This is a genomic window from Rathayibacter oskolensis, assembly GCF_900177245.1.
GTDB classification, from domain to species: Bacteria; Actinomycetota; Actinomycetes; order Actinomycetales; family Microbacteriaceae; genus Rathayibacter; species Rathayibacter oskolensis.
Genome location: NZ_FXBM01000001.1, coordinates 708,605 through 731,269 on the forward strand (window position 1 = coordinate 708,605; position 22,665 = coordinate 731,269).

A 22,665-nucleotide genomic window follows, 5' to 3' on the forward strand; every position below is an offset into this window, starting at 1 on the left:
GTCGCTCTCAGCGGTGGCTCGGCGAGGCGAGGGCTCGCAGCGCGACGACGACCGACTCCGCGAGCTCGTCGCCCACGACCCGACGCCACCTCTGGTACGCGGCTTCGAATCCGGCGGCTCCGACCGCGATCGCTTCGCGGCCCCGCTCCGAGACGACGAGGTGCTTCCGGCGCGCGTCGCCGACATCGGCGGTCCGCTCGACGTAGCCGGAGCGCTCCAGCGAGGCGATCGTCTTCGCGGCCGCCTGCCTGCTGACATCGAGCGCCCGGCCGAGGTCGGCGGCGCTGTCCGCTCCCGCGTCGATCGCCTGCAGAGCGAACTCGGCGGCGACGGTGAGATCTGGGTGGCCCGCTCTTGCGAGTTCCGATCGGGCGCTCTCGACCATCGCGTCGAACGACCTCGTCAGCAGCTGTGCGAGCTGTACTCCGGAGTCGCCCTGCATGCCCTCACCGTAGCGCCACTCCCTCGTTGACAACCAGGTTGCGCAGGGGCATAATTGACAACCTAGTTGTCATACAGAGGAGCTCGCATGTCCGTCACACCCCGCCCCGCCTCCCTCCCCGAGGTCGAGCACCACCGCGTCGAGGTCAACGGCACCGCGCTGCACTACGTCACTGCCGGGGACGAGTCGGCACCGCCCCTCCTGCTCGTGCACGGGTTCCCGGAGTCGTGGTGGGCCTTCCACCGCCTCATCCCGCTCCTCACCGCGGAACTCCGGGTCATCGCGGTCGATCTCCGCGGTTTCGGCGACTCCGCCACCGCCGAGGAGGACTTCACCAGCGCCGACGCCGCCGAGGATCTGCACGCCCTGATCACGACCCTGGCGGTCGGGCCCGTCCACCTCGCCGGACAGGACATCGCCGGCGGCGCGCTCTACCGGCTCGCCACCGACCATCCCCACGACGTGCGGAGCATCATCGCCACCGAGATGGGGCTCGCCGGGTTCGGCCTCGAGGGCTTCGCCGACATCACCCACGGGGGCTCGTGGCACATCGGCGCTCTCACCGCGCCGGGGATCGCACGACTGCTCTTCACCGGGCGCGAACGAGAGCTGCTCGGCGCCTGGGCGTTCCCCTCGATGACGGCCGTGCCCGGCGCGATCACCGACGCCGACATCGACGAGTTCGCCCGGGGGTTCTCCCGCGAGAACGGCTGGAACGGCGCCGTCGGGCTCTACCGGTCGATGCTCGGCGAAGGGGCGGACTTCCGGCTGCGCGCCGGGACTCCCCTCTCCGTCCCCGCCCTCGCCGTCGGAGGCTTCGGTGGAGCGTTCACGGCGCGGACCCTCGAGCAGGTCACCGAGGGGCCGATCACCGCCGTCGAGCTCGACGGCGTCGGTCACTACGTCGCGCTGGAGGACCCCGAACGGCTGGCCGCCGCGATCCTCGCCTTCGTCGCCGCCGCGGAGGGCAGCTGACCTCGATCCCGTCCCGGGATGCCGCACGGTCGTCCGGTAGGAGGCCCGGCGAGCGTCAAGGCGCGTACGCGGCCGGGTCGAAGCGCCCGAGCTCCTCGCGGAACGCGAACGCGAAGTCGGGCCACAGGAGCGTCAGGCGGTGGGTCGCTGCGTCGACGTACCAGCTCTCGCAGCCGCCGTTCGTCCAGACGGTGTCGGCACTCAGCGCATCCACTCGGGCGACGGAGGCGGCCTCGGCCTCCGCAGTCACCTCGAGCACCTCGATCCCGGAGCTGTCGCGGTGGTCGAGTGCCGCGAGGACGTAGTCGACCTGCGTCTCGATCATGTGGATCGCGGAGTTGTGGCCGAGGCTCGCGTTGGGACCGTTGATGACGAAGAGGTTCGGGAAGCCGTGGATCGCTGTCGAGTCGTAGGCAGCCATGCCGTCGGCCCAGCGGTCGGCCAGCAGCACCCCGCCGCGGCCGCGGATCCGCCTCGCGAACGGGGGACGGGTCGAGTGGAAGCCGGTCGCGAAGACGAGCACGTCGACCTCGTGCGCGGCGCCGTCGTCGCCGATCGCCGCGGAGCCCTCCACCCGGCGCAGCGGGCTCGGGACCACCCGCACGTGCTTTTGCGCGAGCGCCGGGTAGTAGTCGTCCGAGAGCAGGACGCGCTTGCAGCCGATCTCGTAGTCCGGGGTGAGAGCGGCGCGCAGTGCGGGGTCGGCGATCTGCGCGGCGAGGTGGCCGAGCGCCTCCTGCCGCAGCCGGTCGATCGCGGCCGGGAGGCCGACGCGACCGGCGAAGCCGAGCTCGGCGCGCCAGAACAGCTCCTCGCGGAGCCGCTCGAGCGCACCAGGCACTCGGGCGAGGGCTCGCCGCTCCTCGAGCGGGTACTCGCGGTTCCGGCGCGGGACGACGTAGGGAGCCGAGCGCTGGAAGAGCACCACCTCGGCGGCCCGCTCGGCGAGGTGCGGCACGATCTGCACGGCGGAGGCGCCGGAGCCGACGATGCCGACGCGGGCGCCGTCGAGGCGCACGTCGTCCTGCCAGCGCGCCGAGTGGAAGGCGGGGCCGGGGAACGCGTCGAGGCCGGGGATCGCGGGCAGGCGCGGCTCCGAGAGCCGCCCGGCGCAGACCACGAGCACCGCGGCGGAGTAGTCGCCGCGCGAGGTGCGCACGCTCCAGCGCCGCGCCTCGTCGTCGAACGCCATCTCGAGCACGTCGGTGCCGAGCCGGAGGTGAGGCGCGAGCCGCTCCCGCTCGACGACGCGCTCGAGGTAGGCCTGGATCTCGGCGCCGGGCGCGTAGAAGGCCGACCAGTCGGGCTCGGGCGCGAAGGAGTAGGAGTAGAGGTGCGAGGGGATGTCGCACGAGACGTTGGGGTAGTGGTTGTCGCGCCAGGTGCCGCCCACTCGCTCGGCCCGCTCGAGCACCGCGAAGGAGGCGCCGCCCCGGCGCGCGAGTCGCGCCGCCGCCCCGATCCCCGCGAATCCGGCGCCGACGATCAGGACATCGACGTCCGACGCTCCCTCGACGCCCATCAGACCCTCATCCGGGGCAGGACCGACCCCGCGGGGTCGCGGTGCGGGTCGGCGAGGAAGTGCTCGAGGAGCGCCAGCAGCTCGGCCGGGCGCTCGGCGAGCACCGCGTGCCCCGAGTCGACAACGGCGTAGCGGGCGTCCTCGATCGCGCCGACGAGAGCCTCCGCACCCTCGATCCCGACGACGGCGTCGGCGGCGCAGCCGACCACGAGGGTCGGCACGCGCACGCGGGCGGCTCCCGCGAGGGAGTCGGCACCCGCGGCCGCTGCGACGAGCGCCGAGTCGACGGCGAACGGCGACGGGCGGCCGGGCCCGAGCTCGGCGAGCGAGCGGACGGCGATCAGCCGCGCGAGGTCGGCGCGCGCCTCCGGACGGGCGGCGAGCGACTCCCAGAGCCGTGCGAAGGTCTCGAGGCGCTCGGTGGGGCGCAGCCAGCCGGCGACGAGTGCGAGCGCCCGGAGGCGCGGGTCGCCGGCGGCCGAGATCGCGACCGCGGCGCCGAGGGAGTGACCCACCACGACTGCGTCCTCGGCGCCCAGGGCGTCGAGCGCGGCGCCGACCGCACGGGCACCGTCGCGGCCGGGGTCCGCGAGGTCGGCGAGCTCGAGCGCGGCGACTCTCCGCCGCCGCGCGAGCATCGGCAGCAGCAGCGCGGAGTCGGCGCGCACGCCCCGGCCGGGGCCCGTCACGAGGAGGACGAGCGACGTGCTCGGCGCTCCGGCCGAGAGGAGGCGGACGGGAGCGCCGCCGACGTCGACCGTCGACTCCCGGACGAGGGCGGCCTGACGCTCGAGGAACTCGGCGCGCCGCGTCATGACACGCGGCGGACGCGCGACTCCCGCAGCGGCAGTCGCAGCCGCGACACCCCGGGTGCCGTCGGCGCGTCCGGCCGGAGGGCGCGGTCGGGCGCGACGATCCCGTAGTCGGTGGTGCGCTGGCGCCAGCCGCGCCCGATCTCGCCGGCGAGCCGTGCCACCGTGGCCATGTCGAGCGAGCGGTGCGCCTCCGGGCCGACCTCCGGCCGGGTCCCGTCGAGCAGCAGCCCGCCGAGGTCGTCGGCGCCGCCGCGCAGCAGCACCTGGGAGGCGTGCAGCCCGAGCTTCGTCCACGCCGTCTGCACGTGCGGGATCCGCCCGTGCAGGAGGAGGCGCGCCACCGCGTGGACCGCGCGCGTCTCGCGGAGGGTCGGTCCACCACGGGTGAGCCGGACGACGTCGGGCGCGGCCTCGGCCGGGACGAAGGGCATCGCGATGAACTCGGTGAACCCGCCGGTCTCGTCCTGGATCGCGGCGAGCGTTCGGAGGTGCGCGAGCTGCTGCTCCGGGGTCTCGAGATGCCCGTAGACCATGGTCGCGGTCGAGCGGAGGCCGACGCGGTGCGCCGCCGTCACCGACTGCCGCCACTCGGCGACGCTCGGGTCGGTGCCTGCGCTCAGCACGCGGCGGACGTCGTCGTCGAGGATTCGCGCGGCCGTCCCGGGCACGGAGTCGACACCGGCGTCGCGGAGCGCCTCGAGCATCTCGGTCGGCGTGCGACCCGTGCGCAGCGCGGCGTCGAGGATCTCGCCCAGACGGAAGGCGTGCAGGTGCAGCCCGGGCTGCCGCGCCTTCAGAGTGCGCGCGATGCGGAGGAGGTCGTCGCCCGAGTGCTCCGGCGGCAGCGCGCCCTGGAGGCAGAGCTCGGTCGCGCCGAGGGCGAAGGCCTCGTCGGCGAGCTCCTCCAGGAGCTCGACGGTGAGCCCGCCGGCGCCCCAGAGGGAGGTGTCGATGTTGCGGTTCGCGACCACGCTGACGGCATCGCCGACCGCCTCGCGACGCACGTCGTCCGCGAGCGCGGCGAGCGCCTCCAGATCGTCGCCGTCGGCCTCGAGCAGCGCGAGGTAGTCGGAGTCGCCGAGACCGGCGGGGTCGGCCGCCGCGCGCTCGAGCACCGGCGCGAGGCCGGGGGCCGGCGGCCGGGCGGGCGCGGCGAGGGTCTCGACGTAGGCGCGGGGCAGCACCGCGGCCGACTCGTCGGCGAGCCACGACTCCCGATCGGCGAGCGCGAGCACGTAGGGCTCGACCCGCGGATCGATCCAGGTCGGGGAGTCGCGGAGGTACTGCGGGTGGGCGGTGAGGCGCTCGCGCAGCACGTATCCGGCGTTCGCCGTCAGCCGGGCGAGGTCGTCGATGTTCGGCCACGGCCGCTCGGGGTTCACGTGGTCGGCGGTGAGCGGGCTCACCCCGCCCCAGTCGTCGATCCCCGCGCGGATGAGCAGGCCGAGCTCCTGCTCGTCGGTGAGGTTGGGCGGCGCCTGGATCGTCACGTCGGCTCCGAGCACGAGGCGCGCGACGGCCACGTTCGCGACGTACTCCTGCAGCTCGAGGTCGACCTCGTTCTGCATCGCCGTGCGGGGCTTCGCGCGGAAGTTCTGCACGATGCACTCCTGCACGTGACCCCAGCGCTCGTGCGACTCGCGGATCGCGAAGAGCGCGTCGGCGCGCTCCGCCTGATTCTCGCCGATCCCGAGCAGGACGCCGGTGGTGAACGGGATGCGGCTGCGTCCCGCATCCTCGAGGACCCGGAGGCGGAGGGCCGGGTCCTTGTCGGGGGAGCCGTAGTGCACTCCGCCCTTCTCGGACCAGAGCCGGTCGGCCGTGGTCTCGAGCATCATGCCCATCGAGGGCGCGACGGGCCGGAGGCGCTGCAGCTCGGCCCACGACATCACGCCGGGGTTGAGGTGGGTGACCATCCCGGTCTCGGTCATCACCAGCACCGCCATCGCGCGGACGTACTCGAGCGTCGAGGCGTAGCCGTGCTCGGCCAACCAGGCGCGGGCCACCGGCCAGCGGTCCTCCGGGCGGTCGCCGAGGGTGAACAGCGCCTCCTTGCAGCCGAGCGCCGCGCCGGCCCTCGCGACCTCGAGGATCTCCTCCGGCTCCATGAAGGTCGACTCGCGCTTGGCCGCGAGACCGCCGGGGGTCTCGACGAAGACGCAGTAGTGGCACCGGTCGCGGCAGAGCTTCGTCAGCGGGACGAACACCTTGCGGGAGTAGGTGATCACGGCCGGGCGGCCGCGCAGCGCGAGACCCTCGTCGCGGAGCCGGCCCGCCGCCTCCAGGAGCAGCTCGAGGTCGGCGCCGCGCGCCGAGAGGAGGGTCTCGGCGCTCGTGCGCGTGATCGGCTCGCCGTCGGCGAGGCGGGCGAGGAGGTCGGCCGTGGCAGCGGTCATGCGGGTGCGGCTCTTCCGGAGGGGTCGGCCGACGCGGAGTCGGCGGGCGGGTCTGCGGCGTGCGGGGTCTGCGGCGTGCGGGTCGGGGTCGTCCGTCGCGACGGCCGTGATCGGCGTCGCGGCTCGGGTCAGAGCGCGCGCAGTCGCGGCGCGAGGTCGCGCTCGAAGGCGTCGAAGAAGCGCTGCTGGTCGTCCCCGGGGGCGTGGAAGACGAGGTGCGTGAATCCGGCGTCGACGTAGGGCTTGATCTGCGCGACGGTCTCGTCGGGGTCGGAGCCGACGATCCAGCGCTTCGCGACCTGCTCGATGGGCAGCTCGTCGGCCGCGCGCTCCATGTCGACCGGGTCGGTCAGCGAGTGCTTCTGCTCGGGGGTCAGCGACAGCGGCGCCCAGAATCGCGTGTTCTCGAGGGCGAGCGCGGGGTCGGTGTCGTAGGAGAGCTTGATCTCGATCATGCGGTCGATGCTCGCGGAGTCGCGTTCGCCGGCCGCGGCACCCTCCTCCACCGCGGGGAGCAGCTTCTCGGTGTAGAGCTCCATGCCCTTGCCCGAGGTGCAGATGAAGCCGTCGCCCGCGCGTCCGGCGTACTTGGCGACCACCGGGCCGCCCGCAGCGATGTAGATCGGGACGCCGTTCTCGGGCTTGTCGTAGATGGACGCCTCGTGGGTCGAGTAGTACTCGCCGTCGAAGCTGACGCGGTCGCCGGCCCAGAGGGCGCGCATCAGGCGGACGGCTTCGCGCAGGCGCGCGAAGCGCTCCTTGAAGTCGGGCCAGCTCTGCTCGCCCGCGCCCTGATAGCCGGTCGCGACCTCGTTGAGGGCCTCGCCCGTGCCGACGCCGAGCATGATCCGGTCGGGGTAGAGGACGCCGAGCGTGCCGAACGCCTGGGCGATGACGGCCGGGTTGTAGCGGTAGTGCGGAGTCATGACCGAGGTGCCGAGGCGGATGGTCGACGTCCGCTCGCCGGCCGCGGCCAGCCACGCGAGCGAGAAGGGGGCGTGGCCGCCGGTGTGGCGCCAGGGCTGGAAGTGGTCGGAGACGACGGCGCTCTCGAAGCCGTGGCGTTCGGCCGCGACCGCGAGCTCGACGAGCTCACGCGCCCCGAACTGCTCCGCTGATGCCTTGTACCCGAGCGTGATCGTCATCTGCAGCCTTCGTTCGCGGGAGGAACCGCTCCGGTCGATCGCGACCGGGAGGAGCGGTCCCTCCATTCTGCGCCCGCGCAGAGGCCGATCGGGACGCGTCAGGCCGTGCCGGCGGAGACGTTCACCATCCAGCCGACGCCGTAGCGGTCGACCAGCATGCCGAAGCGATCGCCCCAGGGGGAGTCGGAGAGCGGCATCGTGACCGTGCCGCCGTCCGACAGCGCGGCGAAGTACTCGTTCGCCTCGTCGACGTCGTCGCCGAAGAGCGCGATGGTCACCCGGGCGCCGTCGTCGTAGTCCATGGTCGACGGGGTGTCCGATCCCATCAGGATCATGCCCTTCGGAGTGGTGAGCTGCGAGTGCATGATCAGGTCGTCGTCGGCCGAGTCGCCTCCCATCGGGAAGTCGGCGAAGGTGCTCGCTTGGAGCTCGCCTCCGAAGACCGATCGGTAGTACTCCATCGCTTCGCGGGCGTTGTTCCGGAAGCTGATGTACGGGCTGAGGCTCGTCGACATGAGAGTGCCTTTCCAGTGCTGGGACGTCGCTGACGGCCCCAGTATCGACCTGCCGCGCGCTCTGGGCAACGGCCCCGCAGCGCGCGTCAGAGCTCGGCGCGCATCGGCGGGTTCGCGCCCGAGCGGGAGGTCGTGACTCCCGCGACCTTCGCCGCCCAGTGGCCGATCGCGCGGAGCGCCGGCTCGTCGAGCAGCATCCCGTTCGGCGCCCCGAGGCCCTGCCGGAACGCCTCGTCGAGGATCGCGCCCATCGCCGAGTCGCCCGCGCCGATCGTATCGGCGACGACGATCCGCGCGGCCGGGACGTTCGCCCGCGCGACGGAGGAGGCGAGCAGCAGCCCGTCGCCCCCGCGGGTCACGACGGCCAGTTGCGCCCCGAGCGAGAGCAGGCGGGTGAGCACCTCGTCCAGCTGCATCGTCGGGTAGAGCCACTCGGCGTCCTCGTCGCTCAGCTTCACGATCTCGCACGCCGCGGCGACGCGCTCGAAGCGGGCGAGCGCCTCCCGATGCCCGCCGACGAGGGCGGGGCGGATGTTCGCGTCGACGCTCGCGGTGACACCGGCCGGTAGCGCCTCCAGCAGCTCGAGCACGGCGGCGCCGCCGGGCTCGAGGTAGATCGCGATCGACCCCGTGTGCACGTGGTCTGCCGAGGCCGGGTCGGCGGCCGGCGGGTTCCACGACAGGTCGAAGTCGTACTCGGCGGAGCCGTCCTCCTGCAGCACGGCCCGTGCGGTGGAGGTGCGCTCGGCGTCGCCGTGCAGCACTACGACTCCGGACGCGCCGAGGTGCTCGACGATCTGCCGCCCCCTGCCGTCGTCGGCGAGGTCGGTGACGAGCGTCGCCGTGCGGCCGAGCCGGGCGAGGGTGAGCGCGACGTTGGCGGGGGAGCCCCCCACGTGCTCCGTGCTCGCGCCGTCGCGCTCGACGATGTCGATCAGCGCTTCGCCGATGACGAGGACCCGGGGAGCCGCGCTGTCGCGGTCGTTCGCGGAGGACATGCCGCCATCATGCCGCGTCGCGGCGCTCCGACGCTCGGTTCTGCACCGGAGGTCAGCCGTGCATCGACGCGAGCACCTCGTCGACCGTCGTGAGCGCGATCAGCGGCGCGTACAGCGCCATCGCGTCGAGCGCCCGCCGGTGATCGGCCTCGGAGGCGCCCGCGCACGCGTCCTCGACGACCCGCACGTGCACTCCCGCGTCCGCTGCCGCCAGGGCGGTCGACAAGACGCAGCAGTCGGTCGAGACTCCGGTGAGCACCATCTCGCGAGACTCGTCGAGCTCGGCCTCGAGGTCGGCACCCCACTTGCCGAAGGTCGTCGCCGTCACCGTCCGGTGCCCCTCGAAGCCCTCGACCAGCTCGTACAGCCGGTCCTCCGCCGGCACCAGCGCGAACGGCCAATCGCGGTAGTAGGGGATCCACGCGCCGCTCGGCTGCGACGGCGCCACGAAGCGGGTGGTCACCACCCGCTCGCCGAACGCGGGGAGCAGCCGGCGCGTCCCGGAGGCGGCCCGGGCGAACTCCGAGGAGCCCCACGGCGACTCCGGGTCGGCGAACACGTGCTGCAGGTCGATCGCGACGAGCAGCGTCACGCGCGCGACTCCTGTCGGCGCACCGCCGAGCGCGAGGCGGCCAGCGTCCCGGCGAAGCCGATGACGAGCGCCACCAGCACGCCCAGGTTCGCGTAGGCCCACTCGCCCTCGCGGCCGCCGATCGGCCCCAGCAGGTACCCCTCCCACTCGAAGCCGGGCGAGGAGTTCACCACGAGCCCCCAGCCGACGATCGCTCCGATCACCACGAGCGCGACCGGCGCGACCGAGACGCGGCCGTAGCGACCGCGCGGATCGTAGAGCGCCTCCTGGTCGTAGTCGCGTCGGCGGAGGAGCAGATCGGCGAGGAACACGCCGAGCCATGCCGCGATGGGCACGCCGAGCGTGATCAGGAACCCCTGGAACGGCCCGAGGAAGTCGCCCGCGATGAAGACGACGTAGATCGCCCCGAGCACCATCAGCACCCCGTCGATGCCGGCGGCGACGGGCCGCGAGACCTTCAGCCCGGTGCTGAGCAGGGCGAGGCCGGAGGAGTAGATGTCCATCACGGCGCCTCCGATCAGCCCGAGCAGCGCCACCACGATGAAGGGGAGGAGGAACCAGACCGGCAGGATGCTCGCGAGCGCCCCGATCGGATCCGTCGCGATCGCGCCGGAGAGGTCGGCCGACGACGCGGCGAGCAGGAGGCCCACGATCACCAGGACGACGGGTGCCACGGCGCCCCCGATCGTGGTCCAGGCGATGACTCCGGCGGTTCCCGCCGTGCGGGGGAGGTAGCGGGAGTAGTCGGCCGCGGCGTTCACCCAGCCGAGTCCGAAGCCGGTCATCATGAACACCAGTCCGCCGATCACGGCGGCGGCGGAGCCCGGGGGCAGGCTCGCGACCGCCGCGAGGTCGATGCGGTCGAGCACCAGGACGACGTAGATCACGGTGAGGACCGCGGTCGCGATCGTGATCGCGAGCTGGAGCCGCATGATCAGGCGGAACCCGGCGACACCGGCGACGACGATGAGCGCAGCGACGACGATCAGCGCCACGACCTTGGTGAGCACGCCGCCGTCCCAGCCGAACTCCTCGAACACGGTCGCCGTCGCGAGGACCGCGAGCGAGGCGAGCACCGTCTCCCAGCCGACCGTGAGCAGCCACGAGATCACCGCGATGAGCCGGTTGCCGTCGACTCCGAACGCCGCCCGGCTCAGCACCATCGTCGGAGCGGAGCCGCGCTTGCCGGCCACGGCCACGAACCCGCAGAAGAGGAACGACACGACGATGCCGATGACTCCGACGGCCGTCGCCTGCCAGAACGAGAGCCCGAAGCCCAGCAGGAACGAGCCGTAGCTCAGGCCGAGGACCGACACGTTGGAGGCGAACCACGGCCAGAACAGGTCGCGCGGGCGGCCGTGCCGCTCCGACTCCTGGATCGTGTCGAGGCCGTTGAGCTCGATGCCCCCTCTGGTGCGGGCTGTCGTCGAATCGGGAGAGGTCATCGAATCCCTCGTTCTCGCGCTGGCGCGCCGGCCCTGTGCCGGAGCTCTGTCGAATCTAGCCCTGCGCGGGAGCCCTGCCGCCCTCGAGCAGCAGGCGGAGGGTCTCGAGGTCGGCCGCCACGCGGGCGCAGTCGTCGTCCCAGTCGTCCAGGCTCATGCCGGGGCGGCGGCGCACGGTGAACGCGACCTCGGCTCCGTCGCCGTTGACGAGGATCCGCAGCGGATTGTCGACGGAGCTCCCGTCGGGAAGGGTCACCACGTGATCGGCCACGCCGAACGGATTGCGGGGCGCGAACCGCACCTCGACCCGCCCCATCGGCGAGTCGGCGAACCAGCGTCCGTCCACCTCCTCGACGGAGGCAGAGGCGAGGCCCTCGGCCCAGAGCGGCAGGTTCGCGGGATCGATCACGAAGTCGTAGACCTCGGAGGCGGGCACGTCGATCACCACGCCGACCGGGCGGGACTCGAACAGGGTCATCCGGGGCTCCTCGTCGTCTCGTCGCTCACGTCAGTCTCCCTCCGCAGCGAAGCTCGCCACCAGAAGGGAGGCGAGCGTGATCCGCTCGAGGATCCCCTCGATGCTCACGGACTCGCCGCGCGCGTGGGCGCCCTGGCCGGGGGCGCCGAGCCCGTCGAGCACCGGGATCCCGAGCGCCGCGATCAGGTTGCCGTCGCTCGCGCCGCCGACCGAGGTCTCGGTGAGGGGCAGGTCGATGGTCCTCGCCACGCGTTCGGCGCGGCGGAAGAGCGCGGCGACCGCCGCAGTGCGCTCGAAGACGGGACGCTGCCACGACCCGCGCACCTCGATGCGGATGCGCGGATCGGAGGCCTCGAGCGCGTTCATCTCGGCCTCGACCCGAGCCGCCTCCGCCGAGCCGCGGATGCGAGCCTCGAGCTCGAGCCGGACGCGCCCCGTGGTCACGTTCACGCGGTGGCCCCCGCCGATCAGGCCGATGTTGACGGTCGTGCCCGCCTCGGGGCGCGCGATGCCGAGCACGCGCGGGATCAGGACGCCGAGCTCGTGGATGGCACTCGCGCCCTTCTCCGGCTCGACTCCCGCGTGCGCCTCGACGCCGACGACGTCGACGACGAAGTTGCCGATGCCCTTGCGGGCCGTCTTCACCGCGTCGCCGATCGCCCCCTCGAAGACGAGCGCCGCCTCCGCGCCCCTGCTCTGGTGCTCGAGGAAGCCGCGGGAGGTGAGGCTGCCCACCTCCTCGTCGCCGTTCACGACGAGCCGGACCGCCGGGTGGGCGAGCCGCGCGTGCCGCAGGGCGGCCACGAGCCACACCATCTGCACGAGACCGACCTTCATGTCGTAGGTGCCGGGGCCGCTCAGGCGGTCGCCGTCGACGGCGAAGGGCCAGGAGCGGGTCGTGCCGAGCGGCCAGACGGTGTCGTAGTGACCGAGGAGCGCGATGAAGGGGCGGGAGCCGCGCGCCCCGCGGCCGGGCGCCGAACCGGGGTAGGTCCAGCTGGTGGCGCGGGGTGCGTCCTGCTCGCGCAGGTGCTCGATCTCGGCGGCGTGCCCGAGGCGCTCGCCGACCCAGTGCACGAGGTAGGCGTGCAGCTCCTCGAGCGCGTCGAGGGAGTCGCTGGGGCTCTCGATCATGACGAGGTGGCGGATGTCGTCGAGGATGCGCGCGCGGTTGTCTCGGAGGAAGGTGCGCACGCGGGCGGCGTCGGCGGCATCGGGGAAGGTCACCGTACCCGGAGTACCAGAGTGCGGGCGCTGACGCGAACCGGCGGGGCTGCGGGGCCGGGTGTGCGGGTGGCCCGCGCGGCCGGGTGTGCGATTCGCAAGCGATCCGGGCGCGATGCCGTGTTCTGCCGCGGCAACGGCCGGGGGAGGGGCGATCGCCTGCGCATCGCACCGGGTCCTGCAGATCGCACCGGCCCCTCCCGCGGGGCGCAGACGCGGCGCGGTGAACCGAACGGTGCGCGGCTACGTTGAAGGAGGGGAGGTGGAGATGTCCGACGAACAGGCCGAGATGCTGCGTGCGCTGCACGACGAGCACTCCCCGGCGCTCTGGCGCTTCGTCCTCCGGCTGACGGGCGACCGGCAGATGGCCGAGGACGTGGTGCAGGAGGCGCTCCTGCGCGCCTGGAAGCATCCCGAGATCCTCGCGCAGGGCGAGGCCGCGGCCCGCTCCTGGCTCTACACCGTCGCCCGCAACCTCGTCATCGACGACCGCCGGAGCGCCAGGCACGCCCGCGAGTTCGGCACGGACCAGGTGCCGGAGCGCGCGCACAGCGACCGCACCGACCAGGTGCTCGACGCCTGGCTCCTCTCGGACGCCCTGAGCGGCATGAGCTACGACCATCGCGCCGTGATCGTGCACGCCTACTACGGCGGCCGGAGCGTCAGCGAGATCGCCGAGCTGCTCGGGATCGCTCCCGGGACGGTGAAGTCCCGGATGCACTACGGGATGCGCGCGCTCAAGCTCGCGCTGCAGGAGAGGGGGGTGACCGAGCTGTGAGCACCGACCCGCGAACCGACGAGCTCCCCGACGACGACGCGTTCCGCGACTGGGACGCCGCGTACCTCCTCGGTGCCCTGTCGACCGCCGACCGCCGCGCCTACGAGCTGCACCTGCGCTCCTGCCCCGCCTGCCGCGAGGGGCTCTCGGAGTTCGTCCCGCTGCCCGGTCTGCTCGCGCACCTGCCCCACGACGAGGCCCTGGCGCTGCTCGAGCTCCCCGAGGGCCGCCCGGCCGAGGCGGCTCCGCCCGCGCTCCTGCCGCGCTTGGCCGCAGCCGCCGCCTCCGTCCGCCGACGGACGCGCGTCAGGATCGCGGCGCTCGTGCTGGTCGCGGCCGGAGTGTCGGCCGCCGCCGCGATCGCCCTCCCGCTCGTGGTCGGCTCGGCCCTGCCCCTCGAGACCGCCGGCGCCACCGTGTCGCTCGCGAGCGCCCCGGGCGTGCCCGTCGAGGCGACCGTGCGATTCGTCTCGGAGGAGTGGGGCACGCGGATCGACATGGACTGCAGCTGGGCCGATCAGGGCGGAGGCGAGCAGGACGGCGCCGAGCCCTACCGCGAGACCGGCGGGGTGGGCTACGTCATGTACGTGACCGACACCTCCGGGTCGACGGAGCCGGTCGGATCGTGGACGAGCACGCCCGGGACGAGGATGCACCCGACCCTCGCGACCGGGCTCCCGCTCGCCGAGATCGCCGCGGTCGAGGTGCGGGTGCAGGGCTCCGACGCGGTGATCCTCACCGGCGCTCCGTGACCGCGCGGCCGGATTCCCAGGTGGGAGGCCGACTCGCTGAGTAGCTTCTCAGTCATGACGATCGCGACTCTCGCCCTCGCCCCGGCGTCCCTGGCCACCTCCTCTTCCTCCTCCGACAGCATCGACGAGCTCTCCGGACTCGTCGGCGTCGCCGCACGGGTGATCGCCGTGCTCGGCGAGGTGGGCGTCGGCCTGATGACGCTGATCGAGACGGTGTTCCCGCCGATCCCGAGCGAGCTGGTGCTGCCGCTCGCCGGGTTCCTCGCTCAGCAGGGGCGGATGAACCTGGTCCTCGTCGTCATCACGGCGACCCTCGGCGCCTACCTCGGTGGTCTGGTCCTGTACTGGCTCGGCCACCGGATCGGCACCGAGCGCTCGATCCGCCTGCTGTCCAAGCTGCCGCTGGTCGACCGCGAGGACTTCGAGAAGGCGGTCGGCTGGTTCCGTCGTCACGGCACGTGGGCGGTGCTGTTCGGGCGGCTGATCCCCGGCGTCCGCAGTCTGATCTCGCTGCCGGCGGGTGCCGAGCGGATGAACCTCCTCCTGTTCTCGGGACTCACCCTCCTCGGCTCCGGGGTATGGAACGGCCTGCTGATCGGGTTCGGCGCCGCGCTCGGGACGCAGTACGAGCTCGTCGACCAGTACGCCGGAGTGCTCGACGCGATCATCTACAGCGCGATCGGAGTGGTGATCCTCCTGCTGGTGGTCCGGAGCGTGAGGCGCCGTCGCGCGGCGAGCACCGGTCGACGGCACTGACGAGTCGGCTCACGGACGCCCCGGCGCCCGCGGTCCGGGAATAGTCGCGGACCCTCCTCGTTGATACCCCCAGGGGGTATCGAGAGGAGAGAGTCGATGGAACACGAGACGACGACGCACGGAGCGATCGCGCACGGGAGCACGACGCACCATCACGCCGCGGACGGCCACGATCCTGCCGGCCGCTCGCACGAGCACGGCGGAGGCGACCACGCCGGCCATCACGCCTCGCACGTCGCGATGTTCCGCCGGCTCTTCTGGGCGATGCTCGTCCTCGCGATCCCGACCGTTCTCGCGAGCCCGATGTTCGCGGCGCTCCTGGGCTACCCGCTCCCCGATCACGGCTGGCTCGTCTGGGTGTCCCCGGTGCTCGGCACCGTGATCTTCGCCGTGGGCGGTCGGCCGTTCCTGACCGGTGCGGTGAGCGAGATCCGGTCGCGAGCACCCGGGATGATGCTGCTCATCGCCCTGGCGATCACCGTCGCGTTCCTCTCGTCGCTCGGTGCCAGTGCGGGTCTGCTCCCGCACGACCTCGACTTCTGGTGGGAGCTGGCGCTCCTGGTCGTGATCATGCTCCTCGGCCACTGGATCGAGATGCGCTCGCTCGCCCAGGCGTCGAGCGCACTCGACTCGCTGGCCGAGCTGATCCCCGACGAGGCCGAGCGCCTCGTCGACGACGGGACCGAGCGGGTGTCACCCGACGAGCTCCGCGTCGGCGACGTGGTGCTCGTCCGGCCGGGAGGGCGAGTCCCGGCCGACGGCGAGATCGTCGAGGGGGCGGCCGAGATCGACGAGTCCATCCTCACGGGGGAGTCGCGGGCCCTCCCGCGGACCGTGGGCGACCGTCTCGTCGCGGGCAGCGTCGCGACCGATGCGCGCCTCCGCCTCCGGGTGACCGCGACCGGTGACGACACGGCGCTCGCGGGCATCCGCCGACTCGTCGCACAGGCGCAGGCGTCGACCTCGCGGGCGCAGATCCTCGCCGATCGCTTCGCGGCGCTGCTCTTCTGGTTCGCTCTCGCTGCGGCGATCATCACGGCCGCGGTCTGGCTCGCGCTCGGGATGCCCGACACCGCCCTCGTGCGCACGGTCAGCGTCCTCGTCATCGCCTGCCCGCACGCGCTCGGTCTCGCGATCCCGCTGGTCGTGTCGATCGCGACCGAGAAGGCCGCTCGCGCCGGCATCCTGGTCACCGATCGCGCGGCGCTGGAGGCGATGCGCACCGTCGACACCGTCCTCTTCGACAAGACCGGCACCCTCACCCTCGGCCGGCCGGAGGTCGTCGAGGTCTTCGGCGATCCGCAGGCGCTCGCTCTGGCAGCGGCGGTCGAGGCCGAGAGCGAGCACCCGCTCGCCGCGGCGATCGTGCGCGCGGGCGGCGAGGGCGCGCCGCGGTCCGACGCGTTCACCTCACCAGGGGGAGTCGGGGTCGAGGGCGTCGTCGGAGGCGACCGGATCGCGGTCGGCGGCCCCGCGCTGCTCGCCGAGCGGGGTCTCGAGCCCCTCCCCGCGACGGCGGAGGCGTCGGAGCGCGGCGCGACCGTTCTGCACGTGCTCCGAGGCGACGATGTCATCGGCGCCCTCGCCCTCGAGGACGCGGTGCGTCCGGAGTCGGCGGCCGCCGTCGCGGGGCTGCGCGACGCCGGCGTCCGGGTGGCGCTCGTCACCGGTGACGCCGAGCCGGTCGCCCGCCGGGTCGCCCGCGAGCTCGGCATCGACGACGTCGTCGCGGGTGTCCTGCCCGGCGGCAAGAGCGAAGTCGTCGCGCGGCTGAGGGCCGAGGGGCGGCGCGTGGCGATGGTGGGCGACGGAGTCAACGACGCTCCGGCGCTCGCCGGGGCCGATGTCGGTATCGCCATCGGAGCGGGGACAGACGTGGCGATCGCCTCGGCCGGGCTCGTCCTCGCCTCCGACGACCCGCGCGGAGTCCTGCGCATCCTGACCCTCTCGCGGGCGACCGCGGCCAAGATGCGGCAGAACCTCGCCTGGGGCGCCGGCTACAACCTGGCCGCGGTGCCTCTCGCCGCGGGAGTGCTCGCTCCGATCGGTGTCGTCCTCCCGATGGAGGTCGGGGCGCTGCTGATGAGCGCCAGCACCGTCGTCGTGGCGCTGAACGCCCAGCTCCTGCGGCGGGTGCGCCTCTGACGGCCGCGCCGCGCAAGGCGGTGCCCGCGGGCGTCACCGTGCCCTAACGTTCCCAGTGTCCGACACGACCCACGACGCGAAGGATCCGCATGTCCGAGACCACTCCCGCGCCCACCATGTCCCGCACCGCCGTCGAGCGCGGCTGGATCATCGGCGTCTCGCTGATCGCCATCGTCCTGGGCGTGATCGCGGTTCTGATCCCGGGCCCGACCCTGCTCACGGTCGCGATCGTCTTCGGCATCCACCTGATCGCGGCGGGAGTGTTCCGCCTCCTGCTCGCCTTCACCGCGTCGCGGCTGGAGGCCCGGGTGCGCTGGGTCGCCGGGCTGCTCGGCGCGCTCATCCTCGTCGCCGGGATCCTCTGCCTCTCGAACCCGTTCGAGTCGCTCAGCGTGCTCGGCCTCGTGATCGGCGCGGGCTGGATCCTCGACGGCGTCTCGAGCATCACCAGCGGTCGCTCCGTCGCCGGACCCGCCTGGCTTCCCATCGCGGCGGGGATCGCCTCCGTGATCGCGGGCGTGCTGACGATCATCATGCCGGTGCTGGCACTCGCCTCCTTCGTGACCGTCGTCGCGATCCTGCTGATCGTCGTCGGAGTCTCGGGTCTGCTGCTCCTGCCGGGCCGCACCAAGAAGGACTGACCGCTCAGAGGACCCAGGATCCCGCGAGCACCCAGCCCGGGATCGCGAACGCGAACCACGACACGGGGGCGAGGATCCAGTTCGCGAGGATCCACCCGCGCCCGGGCGCGTGCGTGCGCACGGCGCCGACCTCGGCCAGCGCCACCCGCGGCGAGTAGAGGAGCCGTGCGTTCGCCGCGATCGAGAGGACGGCCCCCGCTGCGAGCGGCCCGCCGACGACGACGACCGACGACCCGAGATCACCCGCCCACACGGCCGCGACGGCGATCCAGAGCACGATCAGCCAGGACGCCGTGGCGAAGGTGATGCGCTGCGCCGAGCTCCGCCCCGTCGAGCAGACGTCCTCGACCTGCTCGTCGATCGGGCGACGCCAGGCCCGGAGGCGCAGCGTCGTGGCGACGACGAGAGCGACGATCGCGTAAGGCAGTCCTCCGATGAGGAGCACCCTGACGGGGACGAACTGCAGCTGAACGATCACGAGCACGCCGATGCCGCCGGCGACGGCCATCACGATCGGGACGACGAGCAGCGCCGACAGCGGGAACGCGCCGGGCCCCTGCCGCGCGGGCAGGTCGTCGGAACGCGATTCGTCGGAGGCGTCCACCCGAGCGACCCTAGCGGGACCCTCGCGGAGACGGCGCCCGCCTCCGGAGCCGGCGCGGCGAGGACGGCCCCGTGCGACGATGGCGCGATGAGCACCGACGAGCCCGATCTGGTCCCCGAGCTCCTCGTCGGCGACATCGGCCGGAGCCTCGAGTTCTGGTGCGGACCGTGCGGGTTCCGCGTCCGCTACGCCCGGCCCGAGGAGGGCTTCGCCTCCGTCGTCTCGGGGACCGCGCACGTGATGCTCGATCAGCGCGGAGTCGGCCGCGACTGGCTCACCGGACCGCTCGAGGCTCCCTTCGGGCGCGGGCTCAACCTCCAGATCCGCGTCGACGACGCTGACGCGATCGCCGACGCGCTGGCGGCCGCGGGCATCGCGCTCTTCGCGCCGCCCGAGACCCGCTGGTACCGCGTCGACGAGGAGGAGACGGGGGTCCGCCAGGTCCTCGTCACCGACCCCGACGGCTACCTCCTGCGCTTCCAGAGCTCGCTGGGCCGGCGACCGTCGGGCCGGTGAGTCGCCGTTCCCGGCCCGTCCGGCGCATCGGATCCGCGCCCCTCCGCGTCGCTACGGCCTTTCGGATGTACCCGGTTTAGGGTTGCCGTGTGCAACGCGTCGACGATTTCCCAGGAGCCGGACCGGCGGCGACCTCAGCCGAATCCGGTGATCCGCGGGAGGCGTCCGCCCTCCGGCTGCCCCCGAACGCCACGTCGCCCGTCCAGGTGACGAGCGGTGAAGCGGGCTACCAGAGCGGCAACGTCGCCGATCCCGTGTGGCAGTCGTGGCGCGAGGAGCTCGCCAGGGTCGGCGGTCCGTCGCCGCTCCTGCACTTCGTCGACTCGCCGCGTACGCGGATCGAGCTCTCGACCACGCACCCCGGTGGCCTGCCGCCCTTCATCTCGGGCAAGACGACCCTCCTCTCGTCGCTGATCCGCGACGAGCTGGCGCTGCGGACCGCGAAGAACGCCGCGGCGGCCATCACCGACAAGGGGATCGAGCTGCGCTCGGTGCGCGGCATCGAGGGCGTCCACCTGGCGATCGGCCTCGCGCAGTGGCGCGCCGGAGAGACCGAGTTCACCGCTCCCGTCCTGCTGCGGCCTCTCGCGATCCGCCGCTACGGCCGCGACTTCGAGCTCAAGCTCAAGGGCCAGCCCTACTTCAACCCGCAGCTCGCCCGCGCCCTCAAGCAGCAGTTCGGGATCACGATCGATCCGGAGCAGTTCGTCGAGCTCGCGGTCCAGAACGGCGTCTTCAAGCCCCAGCCGGTCATCGACCAGCTCCGCGGGCTGACCTCGCACCTGCCCTGGTTCGCGGTGCACCCGCGCCTCGTGGTGTCGAGCTTCGCCGATGTCGCCGGCGACATGCTCCGCGACGCGAAGATGCTCGAGCACCCCGTGCTCGACGCCGTCGCCGGCAACCCCGCCGCCAAGCGCGCCCTGCAGCAGTCGCAGAAGGTGGCGTCGATCATCCCGCAGGACGAGCGTCCGCCCGCGACCGACAACCTCCTCCTCGACGCCGATGCCGAGCAGGAGCAGGTCATCGCGAACATCGCGGCCGGCAACTCGCTCGTCGTGAAGACGCTCCCGGGCACCGGAGGCACGCAGACGATCGTCAACGCGATCGGCGCCCTGGCCGCCCAGCACAAGCGCGTCCTCGTCGTCAGCGCCCGCCGCTCGAGCCTCGACAGCATCCACCAGCGCCTGCTCTCGGCCGGCCTCGGCGGCATCGCCGTCGGTCCGCGCACCCTCCGTCGCGATCTGATCCAGTCGATCGGGCGCAACGAGAAGGCCTCGCGCCCCTCGGTGAGCGAGATCGACGACGCGCTGCTGCGTCTGCGGAAGGTCCTGCTCGACTACCGCGGGGCCCTCTCCCGCCGCGACGGCAGCTTCTCGGTGTCGGCGCTGCAGGCTCTCGAGGAGCTGGCGCGCCTCTCGCAGCTGCGCACGCCTCCGTCGACCACGGCCCGCCTCGACCGCCGCGCGGTCACCGCGCTCGCTCACAGCCGTCCGGAGGCGACGCGCATGCTGATCGAGTCGGCGCGGCTCGGCGAGTTCCGCTACGGACCGGGCGATTCGCCCTGGTACGGCGCCCAGTTCGAGTCCACCACCGACGCCGAGGCGGCGCACGACCTCGCCAAGCGCCTGCACCTGCGCGACCTCCCGCGCCTGCTCGACCGCGCGCAGGACGTGATCGGCCAGACCCGGATGCGGCCCTTCGAGTCGGTCGCCGAGCTCGGCATCTACCTGCGCCTGCTGCAGGACGTGCGCGACACCCTCGACAAGTTCCAGCCGGCCGTCTTCGACCGCTCGATCCAGGACCTCATCGTGGCGACCTCGCCCCGGCGCGACGCGGCGGAGATGTCGTCGACGAACCGCCGCCGCCTGAAGAAGCTCGCCCGCGAGTACATGCGGCCGGGCGCCCACGTCACCGACCTCAACGCCGCACTCCGCCGGGTCGCGCAGCAGCGGACGCTGTGGCAGCGCTACGCGGTCGCCGGCACGGTTCCGGAGGTGCCCGTGGGCGTCGCCGACGTGCAGGTCGCCTACCAGCAGGTCTCGGATCAGCTCGGACGGCTCGACGAGCCGCTCGGTCGCCGCGGCGGGAACGACCAGCTCGCCTCCCTCCCGCTCGCCGAGCTGCTCTCGATGGTCTCGGGGCTCGCCGAGGACAGCGAGGTGCTCGCGAACCTGCAGGAGCGGACCACGCTGCTCTCGACGCTGCGCGAGTGGGGCCTCGACCCCCTCCTGACCGACCTCTCACGGCGCCACGTGCCCGCCGAGCTCGTCGCCATCGAGCTCGACCTCGCCTGGTGGCGCTCGGCTCTCGAGATCATGCTCACCGACGAGCGCGCGCTGCTCGGCGGGAACACCGGCGTGCTCGACCGCCTCGAGGCCGACTTCAAGCTCGTCGACGAGGCGCACGCCGCCTCGAGCTCCGAGCTGCTCGCCTGGAAGCTGTCCGAGACCTGGAAGATCGGCCTGGTCGACTGGCCCCAGGAGCGCGACGCGTTGCGTGCGCTCCTGCGCACCGAGTCGGCGACGACTCCGCAGGAGCTGCAGAAGGCCGCACCGCACCTCTCCCGCGTCCTCGCCCCGGCCTGGCTCGCGTCGCCCTACGAGGTGCACCGGATCGGCACCGAGACGACCTTCGACGCCGTGTTCCTCGTCGACGCCGGGGCCACGACGCTCGCCGAGAACGTCGGAGCGATCCGCCGGGCCAAGCAGGTCGTCGCGTTCGGCGACCCGGTGACCCAGACGCCGACCCCGTTCGGCCTCCGGGTCGACGAGGCGGTCGAGTTCGGCACCGCAGCCTCGCGCACTGACGTCGAGGCGCTGCACGCGCAGTCGGCGCTCGCGCGCCTGGGCGAGCTGCTGAACACCGTCACCCTCACCCGCAGCTACCGCGCGGGCGGCGAGGACCTCGCCGAGCTCGTGAACCGCCGCTTCTACGGCGGGCGCATCGACTCCCTGCCGTGGGCGGGGTCGTTCCTCGGTCACGACTCCCTCCGCTTCCACTACATCGCAAGCGGGCACGGCATGCCCGAGAACGACTCCGGAGCGGTCGAGTCGGTCGACGCCGAGGTCGCGAAGGTGGTCGAGCTGGTGCTCGAGCACGCGGTCATCCGGCCTCGGGAGTCGCTGATGGTCATCACCGCGAGCCCCCGGCACGCCGTGCGGGTGCAGCAGGCGGTCCTCACCGCCTTCGCCAAGCGCGCCGACCTCAACGACTTCATCCTCGGCGACCGGCCCGAGCCGTTCGCCGTCGTGACGCTGGAGCAGTCGGTCGCGCAGAGCCGCGACCGGGTCATCTTCTCGATCGGCTACGGTCGCACGCCGCACGGGCGCCTGCTCTCGAACTTCGGCGCCCTCGCCGAGCCGGGCGGCGAGCGTCTGCTCGCGGTCGGCATGACCAGGGCGCGTCGCTCGATGGACATCGTGTCGTGCTTCCGCCCCGGAGACATCGACGAGTCGCGCATGCGCTACGGCATGGTCGCGCTCGCGCAGGTGCTGCAGGAGGCGGAGGACCGCGTCCAGCCGAGCGATCGCGACGACTACTCCGAGCCGATGCTCGTCGACCTCGCCGCGCGCCTGGAACGCAGGGGCCTCCGCGTCAACATCGGGCACAAGGGCAAGCTCGCCCTCGTCGCCGCGCACGGGACCCGTGCGGTGGTCGTCGAGACCGACCGCGACGTCAGCACGCAGAGCCTCCGGGTCTCGCTGCGGCTGCGGCCCGAGCTCCTGCGACGACTCGGCTGGCACTACCTCCGGGTGCACAACTTCGAGCTGTTCGCCGACCCCGAGGCCGTCGCCGCGCGGGTCGCCGGGCTCATCGGGGCGCCGACCGACCAGGCGGTGACCGGTCCGATCGAGGTTCCGGCCGGAGCGGGAGCCTCCCCGGCGCAGAACGAGACGCAGCCGATCGCACCGCTGCCGCGCGACTGA

General features: G+C 73.0%; 20 protein-coding genes. 8 read left to right on the forward strand and 12 right to left on the reverse strand.

Annotated features, from left to right (window positions below; all coding sequences use genetic code 11):
- Positions 1–7: 7 nt before the first annotated feature.
- On the reverse strand, positions 8–442 hold the full coding sequence (locus B9Y99_RS03600; RefSeq protein WP_085475205.1) for a MarR family winged helix-turn-helix transcriptional regulator: 435 nt from the start codon (positions 440–442) through the stop codon (positions 8–10).
- 87 nt (positions 443–529) lie between these two features.
- On the opposite strand from B9Y99_RS03600, the gene B9Y99_RS03605 reads away from it, so the two are divergent.
- Positions 530–1,417, forward strand: a complete 888-nt coding sequence (locus tag B9Y99_RS03605; RefSeq protein WP_085475206.1) for an alpha/beta fold hydrolase — start codon at positions 530–532, stop codon at positions 1,415–1,417.
- A 55-nt stretch (positions 1,418–1,472) separates the two neighbouring features.
- Here the strand turns inward: B9Y99_RS03605 and B9Y99_RS03610 are convergent, their stop codons facing one another.
- The 10 genes from B9Y99_RS03610 to B9Y99_RS03655 all read right to left on the reverse strand — a co-directional run bounded on the left by B9Y99_RS03610 (position 1,473) and on the right by B9Y99_RS03655 (position 12,550).
- On the reverse strand, positions 1,473–2,939 hold the full coding sequence (locus B9Y99_RS03610; protein WP_085475207.1) for a flavin-containing monooxygenase: 1,467 nt from the start codon (positions 2,937–2,939) through the stop codon (positions 1,473–1,475).
- Positions 2,939–3,754, reverse strand: a complete 816-nt coding sequence (locus tag B9Y99_RS03615; RefSeq protein ID WP_085475208.1) for an alpha/beta fold hydrolase — start codon at positions 3,752–3,754, stop codon at positions 2,939–2,941. Before B9Y99_RS03615 ends, B9Y99_RS03610 begins: the two co-directional genes overlap by 1 nt.
- The gene (gene cofG / locus B9Y99_RS03620) at positions 3,751–6,150 is read right to left on the reverse strand and encodes a 7,8-didemethyl-8-hydroxy-5-deazariboflavin synthase CofG (protein WP_085475209.1); all 2,400 of its coding nucleotides are present in this window, start codon (positions 6,148–6,150) and stop codon (positions 3,751–3,753) included. The genes B9Y99_RS03615 and cofG overlap by 4 nt, the downstream gene beginning before the upstream one ends.
- A gap of 128 nt (positions 6,151–6,278) precedes the next feature.
- Positions 6,279–7,295, reverse strand: a complete 1,017-nt coding sequence (gene fgd, locus B9Y99_RS03625) for a glucose-6-phosphate dehydrogenase (coenzyme-F420) (protein ID WP_085476218.1) — start codon at positions 7,293–7,295, stop codon at positions 6,279–6,281.
- Between the two features lie 98 nt (positions 7,296–7,393).
- Positions 7,394–7,810: a VOC family protein gene (locus B9Y99_RS03630; protein WP_085475210.1), complete on the reverse strand. Its 417-nt coding sequence runs from the start codon at positions 7,808–7,810 to the stop codon at positions 7,394–7,396.
- An 86-nt stretch (positions 7,811–7,896) separates the two neighbouring features.
- Positions 7,897–8,808 carry a carbohydrate kinase family protein gene (locus tag B9Y99_RS03635; RefSeq protein WP_085475211.1) on the reverse strand — a complete coding sequence of 304 codons (912 nt, stop codon included), beginning with the start codon at positions 8,806–8,808 and terminating at the stop codon, positions 7,897–7,899.
- 52 nt (positions 8,809–8,860) lie between these two features.
- Positions 8,861–9,400, reverse strand: coding sequence for a cysteine hydrolase family protein (locus tag B9Y99_RS03640; protein WP_085475212.1), 540 nt, complete (start codon positions 9,398–9,400; stop codon positions 8,861–8,863).
- Complete coding sequence (locus tag B9Y99_RS03645; protein ID WP_085475213.1) at positions 9,397–10,845, reverse strand: purine-cytosine permease family protein; 1,449 nt, start codon at positions 10,843–10,845, stop codon at positions 9,397–9,399. The genes B9Y99_RS03640 and B9Y99_RS03645 overlap by 4 nt, the downstream gene beginning before the upstream one ends.
- 55 nt (positions 10,846–10,900) lie before the next feature.
- The gene (locus B9Y99_RS03650) at positions 10,901–11,323 is read right to left on the reverse strand and encodes an SRPBCC family protein (RefSeq protein ID WP_085475214.1); all 423 of its coding nucleotides are present in this window, start codon (positions 11,321–11,323) and stop codon (positions 10,901–10,903) included.
- Between the two features lie 30 nt (positions 11,324–11,353).
- On the reverse strand, positions 11,354–12,550 hold the full coding sequence (locus B9Y99_RS03655; RefSeq protein WP_085475215.1) for a M20/M25/M40 family metallo-hydrolase: 1,197 nt from the start codon (positions 12,548–12,550) through the stop codon (positions 11,354–11,356).
- Positions 12,551–12,815: 265 nt separating this feature from the next.
- Here B9Y99_RS03655 and B9Y99_RS03660 point away from each other — a divergent pair, with 265 nt between their 5' ends.
- The 5 genes from B9Y99_RS03660 (at position 12,816) to B9Y99_RS03680 (ending at position 17,619) form a co-directional block, all read left to right on the forward strand.
- Positions 12,816–13,325 carry a sigma-70 family RNA polymerase sigma factor gene (locus B9Y99_RS03660; RefSeq protein ID WP_085476219.1) on the forward strand — a complete coding sequence of 170 codons (510 nt, stop codon included), beginning with the start codon at positions 12,816–12,818 and terminating at the stop codon, positions 13,323–13,325.
- A complete protein-coding gene (locus B9Y99_RS03665) occupies positions 13,322–14,077 on the forward strand; it encodes a zf-HC2 domain-containing protein (protein WP_085475216.1) in 756 nt (251 codons plus the stop codon). Before B9Y99_RS03660 ends, B9Y99_RS03665 begins: the two co-directional genes overlap by 4 nt.
- A gap of 54 nt (positions 14,078–14,131) precedes the next feature.
- A complete protein-coding gene (locus B9Y99_RS03670) occupies positions 14,132–14,833 on the forward strand; it encodes a DedA family protein (protein WP_085475217.1) in 702 nt (233 codons plus the stop codon).
- 96 nt (positions 14,834–14,929) lie between these two features.
- Entirely contained in the window at positions 14,930–16,978 is a 2,049-nt protein-coding gene (locus tag B9Y99_RS03675) for a copper-translocating P-type ATPase (protein WP_085475218.1), read from the forward strand.
- Between the two features lie 89 nt (positions 16,979–17,067).
- Positions 17,068–17,619 carry an HdeD family acid-resistance protein gene (locus tag B9Y99_RS03680; RefSeq protein ID WP_085475219.1) on the forward strand — a complete coding sequence of 184 codons (552 nt, stop codon included), beginning with the start codon at positions 17,068–17,070 and terminating at the stop codon, positions 17,617–17,619.
- A 4-nt stretch (positions 17,620–17,623) separates the two neighbouring features.
- On the opposite strand, the gene B9Y99_RS03685 is transcribed toward B9Y99_RS03680, so the two are convergent.
- Positions 17,624–18,223: a hypothetical protein gene (locus B9Y99_RS03685; protein WP_085475220.1), complete on the reverse strand. Its 600-nt coding sequence runs from the start codon at positions 18,221–18,223 to the stop codon at positions 17,624–17,626.
- Positions 18,224–18,310: 87 nt separating this feature from the next.
- Between B9Y99_RS03685 and B9Y99_RS03690 the strand changes: the two genes are divergently transcribed.
- Positions 18,311–18,739, forward strand: coding sequence for a VOC family protein (locus B9Y99_RS03690; RefSeq protein WP_085475221.1), 429 nt, complete (start codon positions 18,311–18,313; stop codon positions 18,737–18,739).
- Positions 18,740–18,945: 206 nt separating this feature from the next.
- On the forward strand, positions 18,946–22,665 hold the full coding sequence (locus B9Y99_RS03695) for a DEAD/DEAH box helicase (protein WP_244274757.1): 3,720 nt from the start codon (positions 18,946–18,948) through the stop codon (positions 22,663–22,665).

Coding starts and splice junctions, on each gene's coding strand:
- B9Y99_RS03600 (WP_085475205.1), bottom strand. CDS start 442: ATGCAGGGCGACTCCGGAGTACAGCTCGCACAGCTGCTGACGAGGTCG.
- B9Y99_RS03605 (WP_085475206.1), top strand. CDS start 530: ATGTCCGTCACACCCCGCCCCGCCTCCCTCCCCGAGGTCGAGCACCAC.
- B9Y99_RS03610 (WP_085475207.1), bottom strand. CDS start 2,939: ATGGGCGTCGAGGGAGCGTCGGACGTCGATGTCCTGATCGTCGGCGCC.
- B9Y99_RS03615 (WP_085475208.1), bottom strand. CDS start 3,754: ATGACGCGGCGCGCCGAGTTCCTCGAGCGTCAGGCCGCCCTCGTCCGG.
- cofG (WP_085475209.1), bottom strand. CDS start 6,150: ATGACCGCTGCCACGGCCGACCTCCTCGCCCGCCTCGCCGACGGCGAG.
- fgd (WP_085476218.1), bottom strand. CDS start 7,295: ATGACGATCACGCTCGGGTACAAGGCATCAGCGGAGCAGTTCGGGGCG.
- B9Y99_RS03630 (WP_085475210.1), bottom strand. CDS start 7,810: ATGTCGACGAGCCTCAGCCCGTACATCAGCTTCCGGAACAACGCCCGC.
- B9Y99_RS03635 (WP_085475211.1), bottom strand. CDS start 8,808: ATGTCCTCCGCGAACGACCGCGACAGCGCGGCTCCCCGGGTCCTCGTC.
- B9Y99_RS03645 (WP_085475213.1), bottom strand. CDS start 10,845: ATGACCTCTCCCGATTCGACGACAGCCCGCACCAGAGGGGGCATCGAG.
- B9Y99_RS03650 (WP_085475214.1), bottom strand. CDS start 11,323: ATGACCCTGTTCGAGTCCCGCCCGGTCGGCGTGGTGATCGACGTGCCC.
- B9Y99_RS03660 (WP_085476219.1), top strand. CDS start 12,816: ATGTCCGACGAACAGGCCGAGATGCTGCGTGCGCTGCACGACGAGCAC.
- B9Y99_RS03670 (WP_085475217.1), top strand. CDS start 14,132: ATGACGATCGCGACTCTCGCCCTCGCCCCGGCGTCCCTGGCCACCTCC.
- B9Y99_RS03675 (WP_085475218.1), top strand. CDS start 14,930: ATGGAACACGAGACGACGACGCACGGAGCGATCGCGCACGGGAGCACG.
- B9Y99_RS03680 (WP_085475219.1), top strand. CDS start 17,068: ATGTCCGAGACCACTCCCGCGCCCACCATGTCCCGCACCGCCGTCGAG.
- B9Y99_RS03690 (WP_085475221.1), top strand. CDS start 18,311: ATGAGCACCGACGAGCCCGATCTGGTCCCCGAGCTCCTCGTCGGCGAC.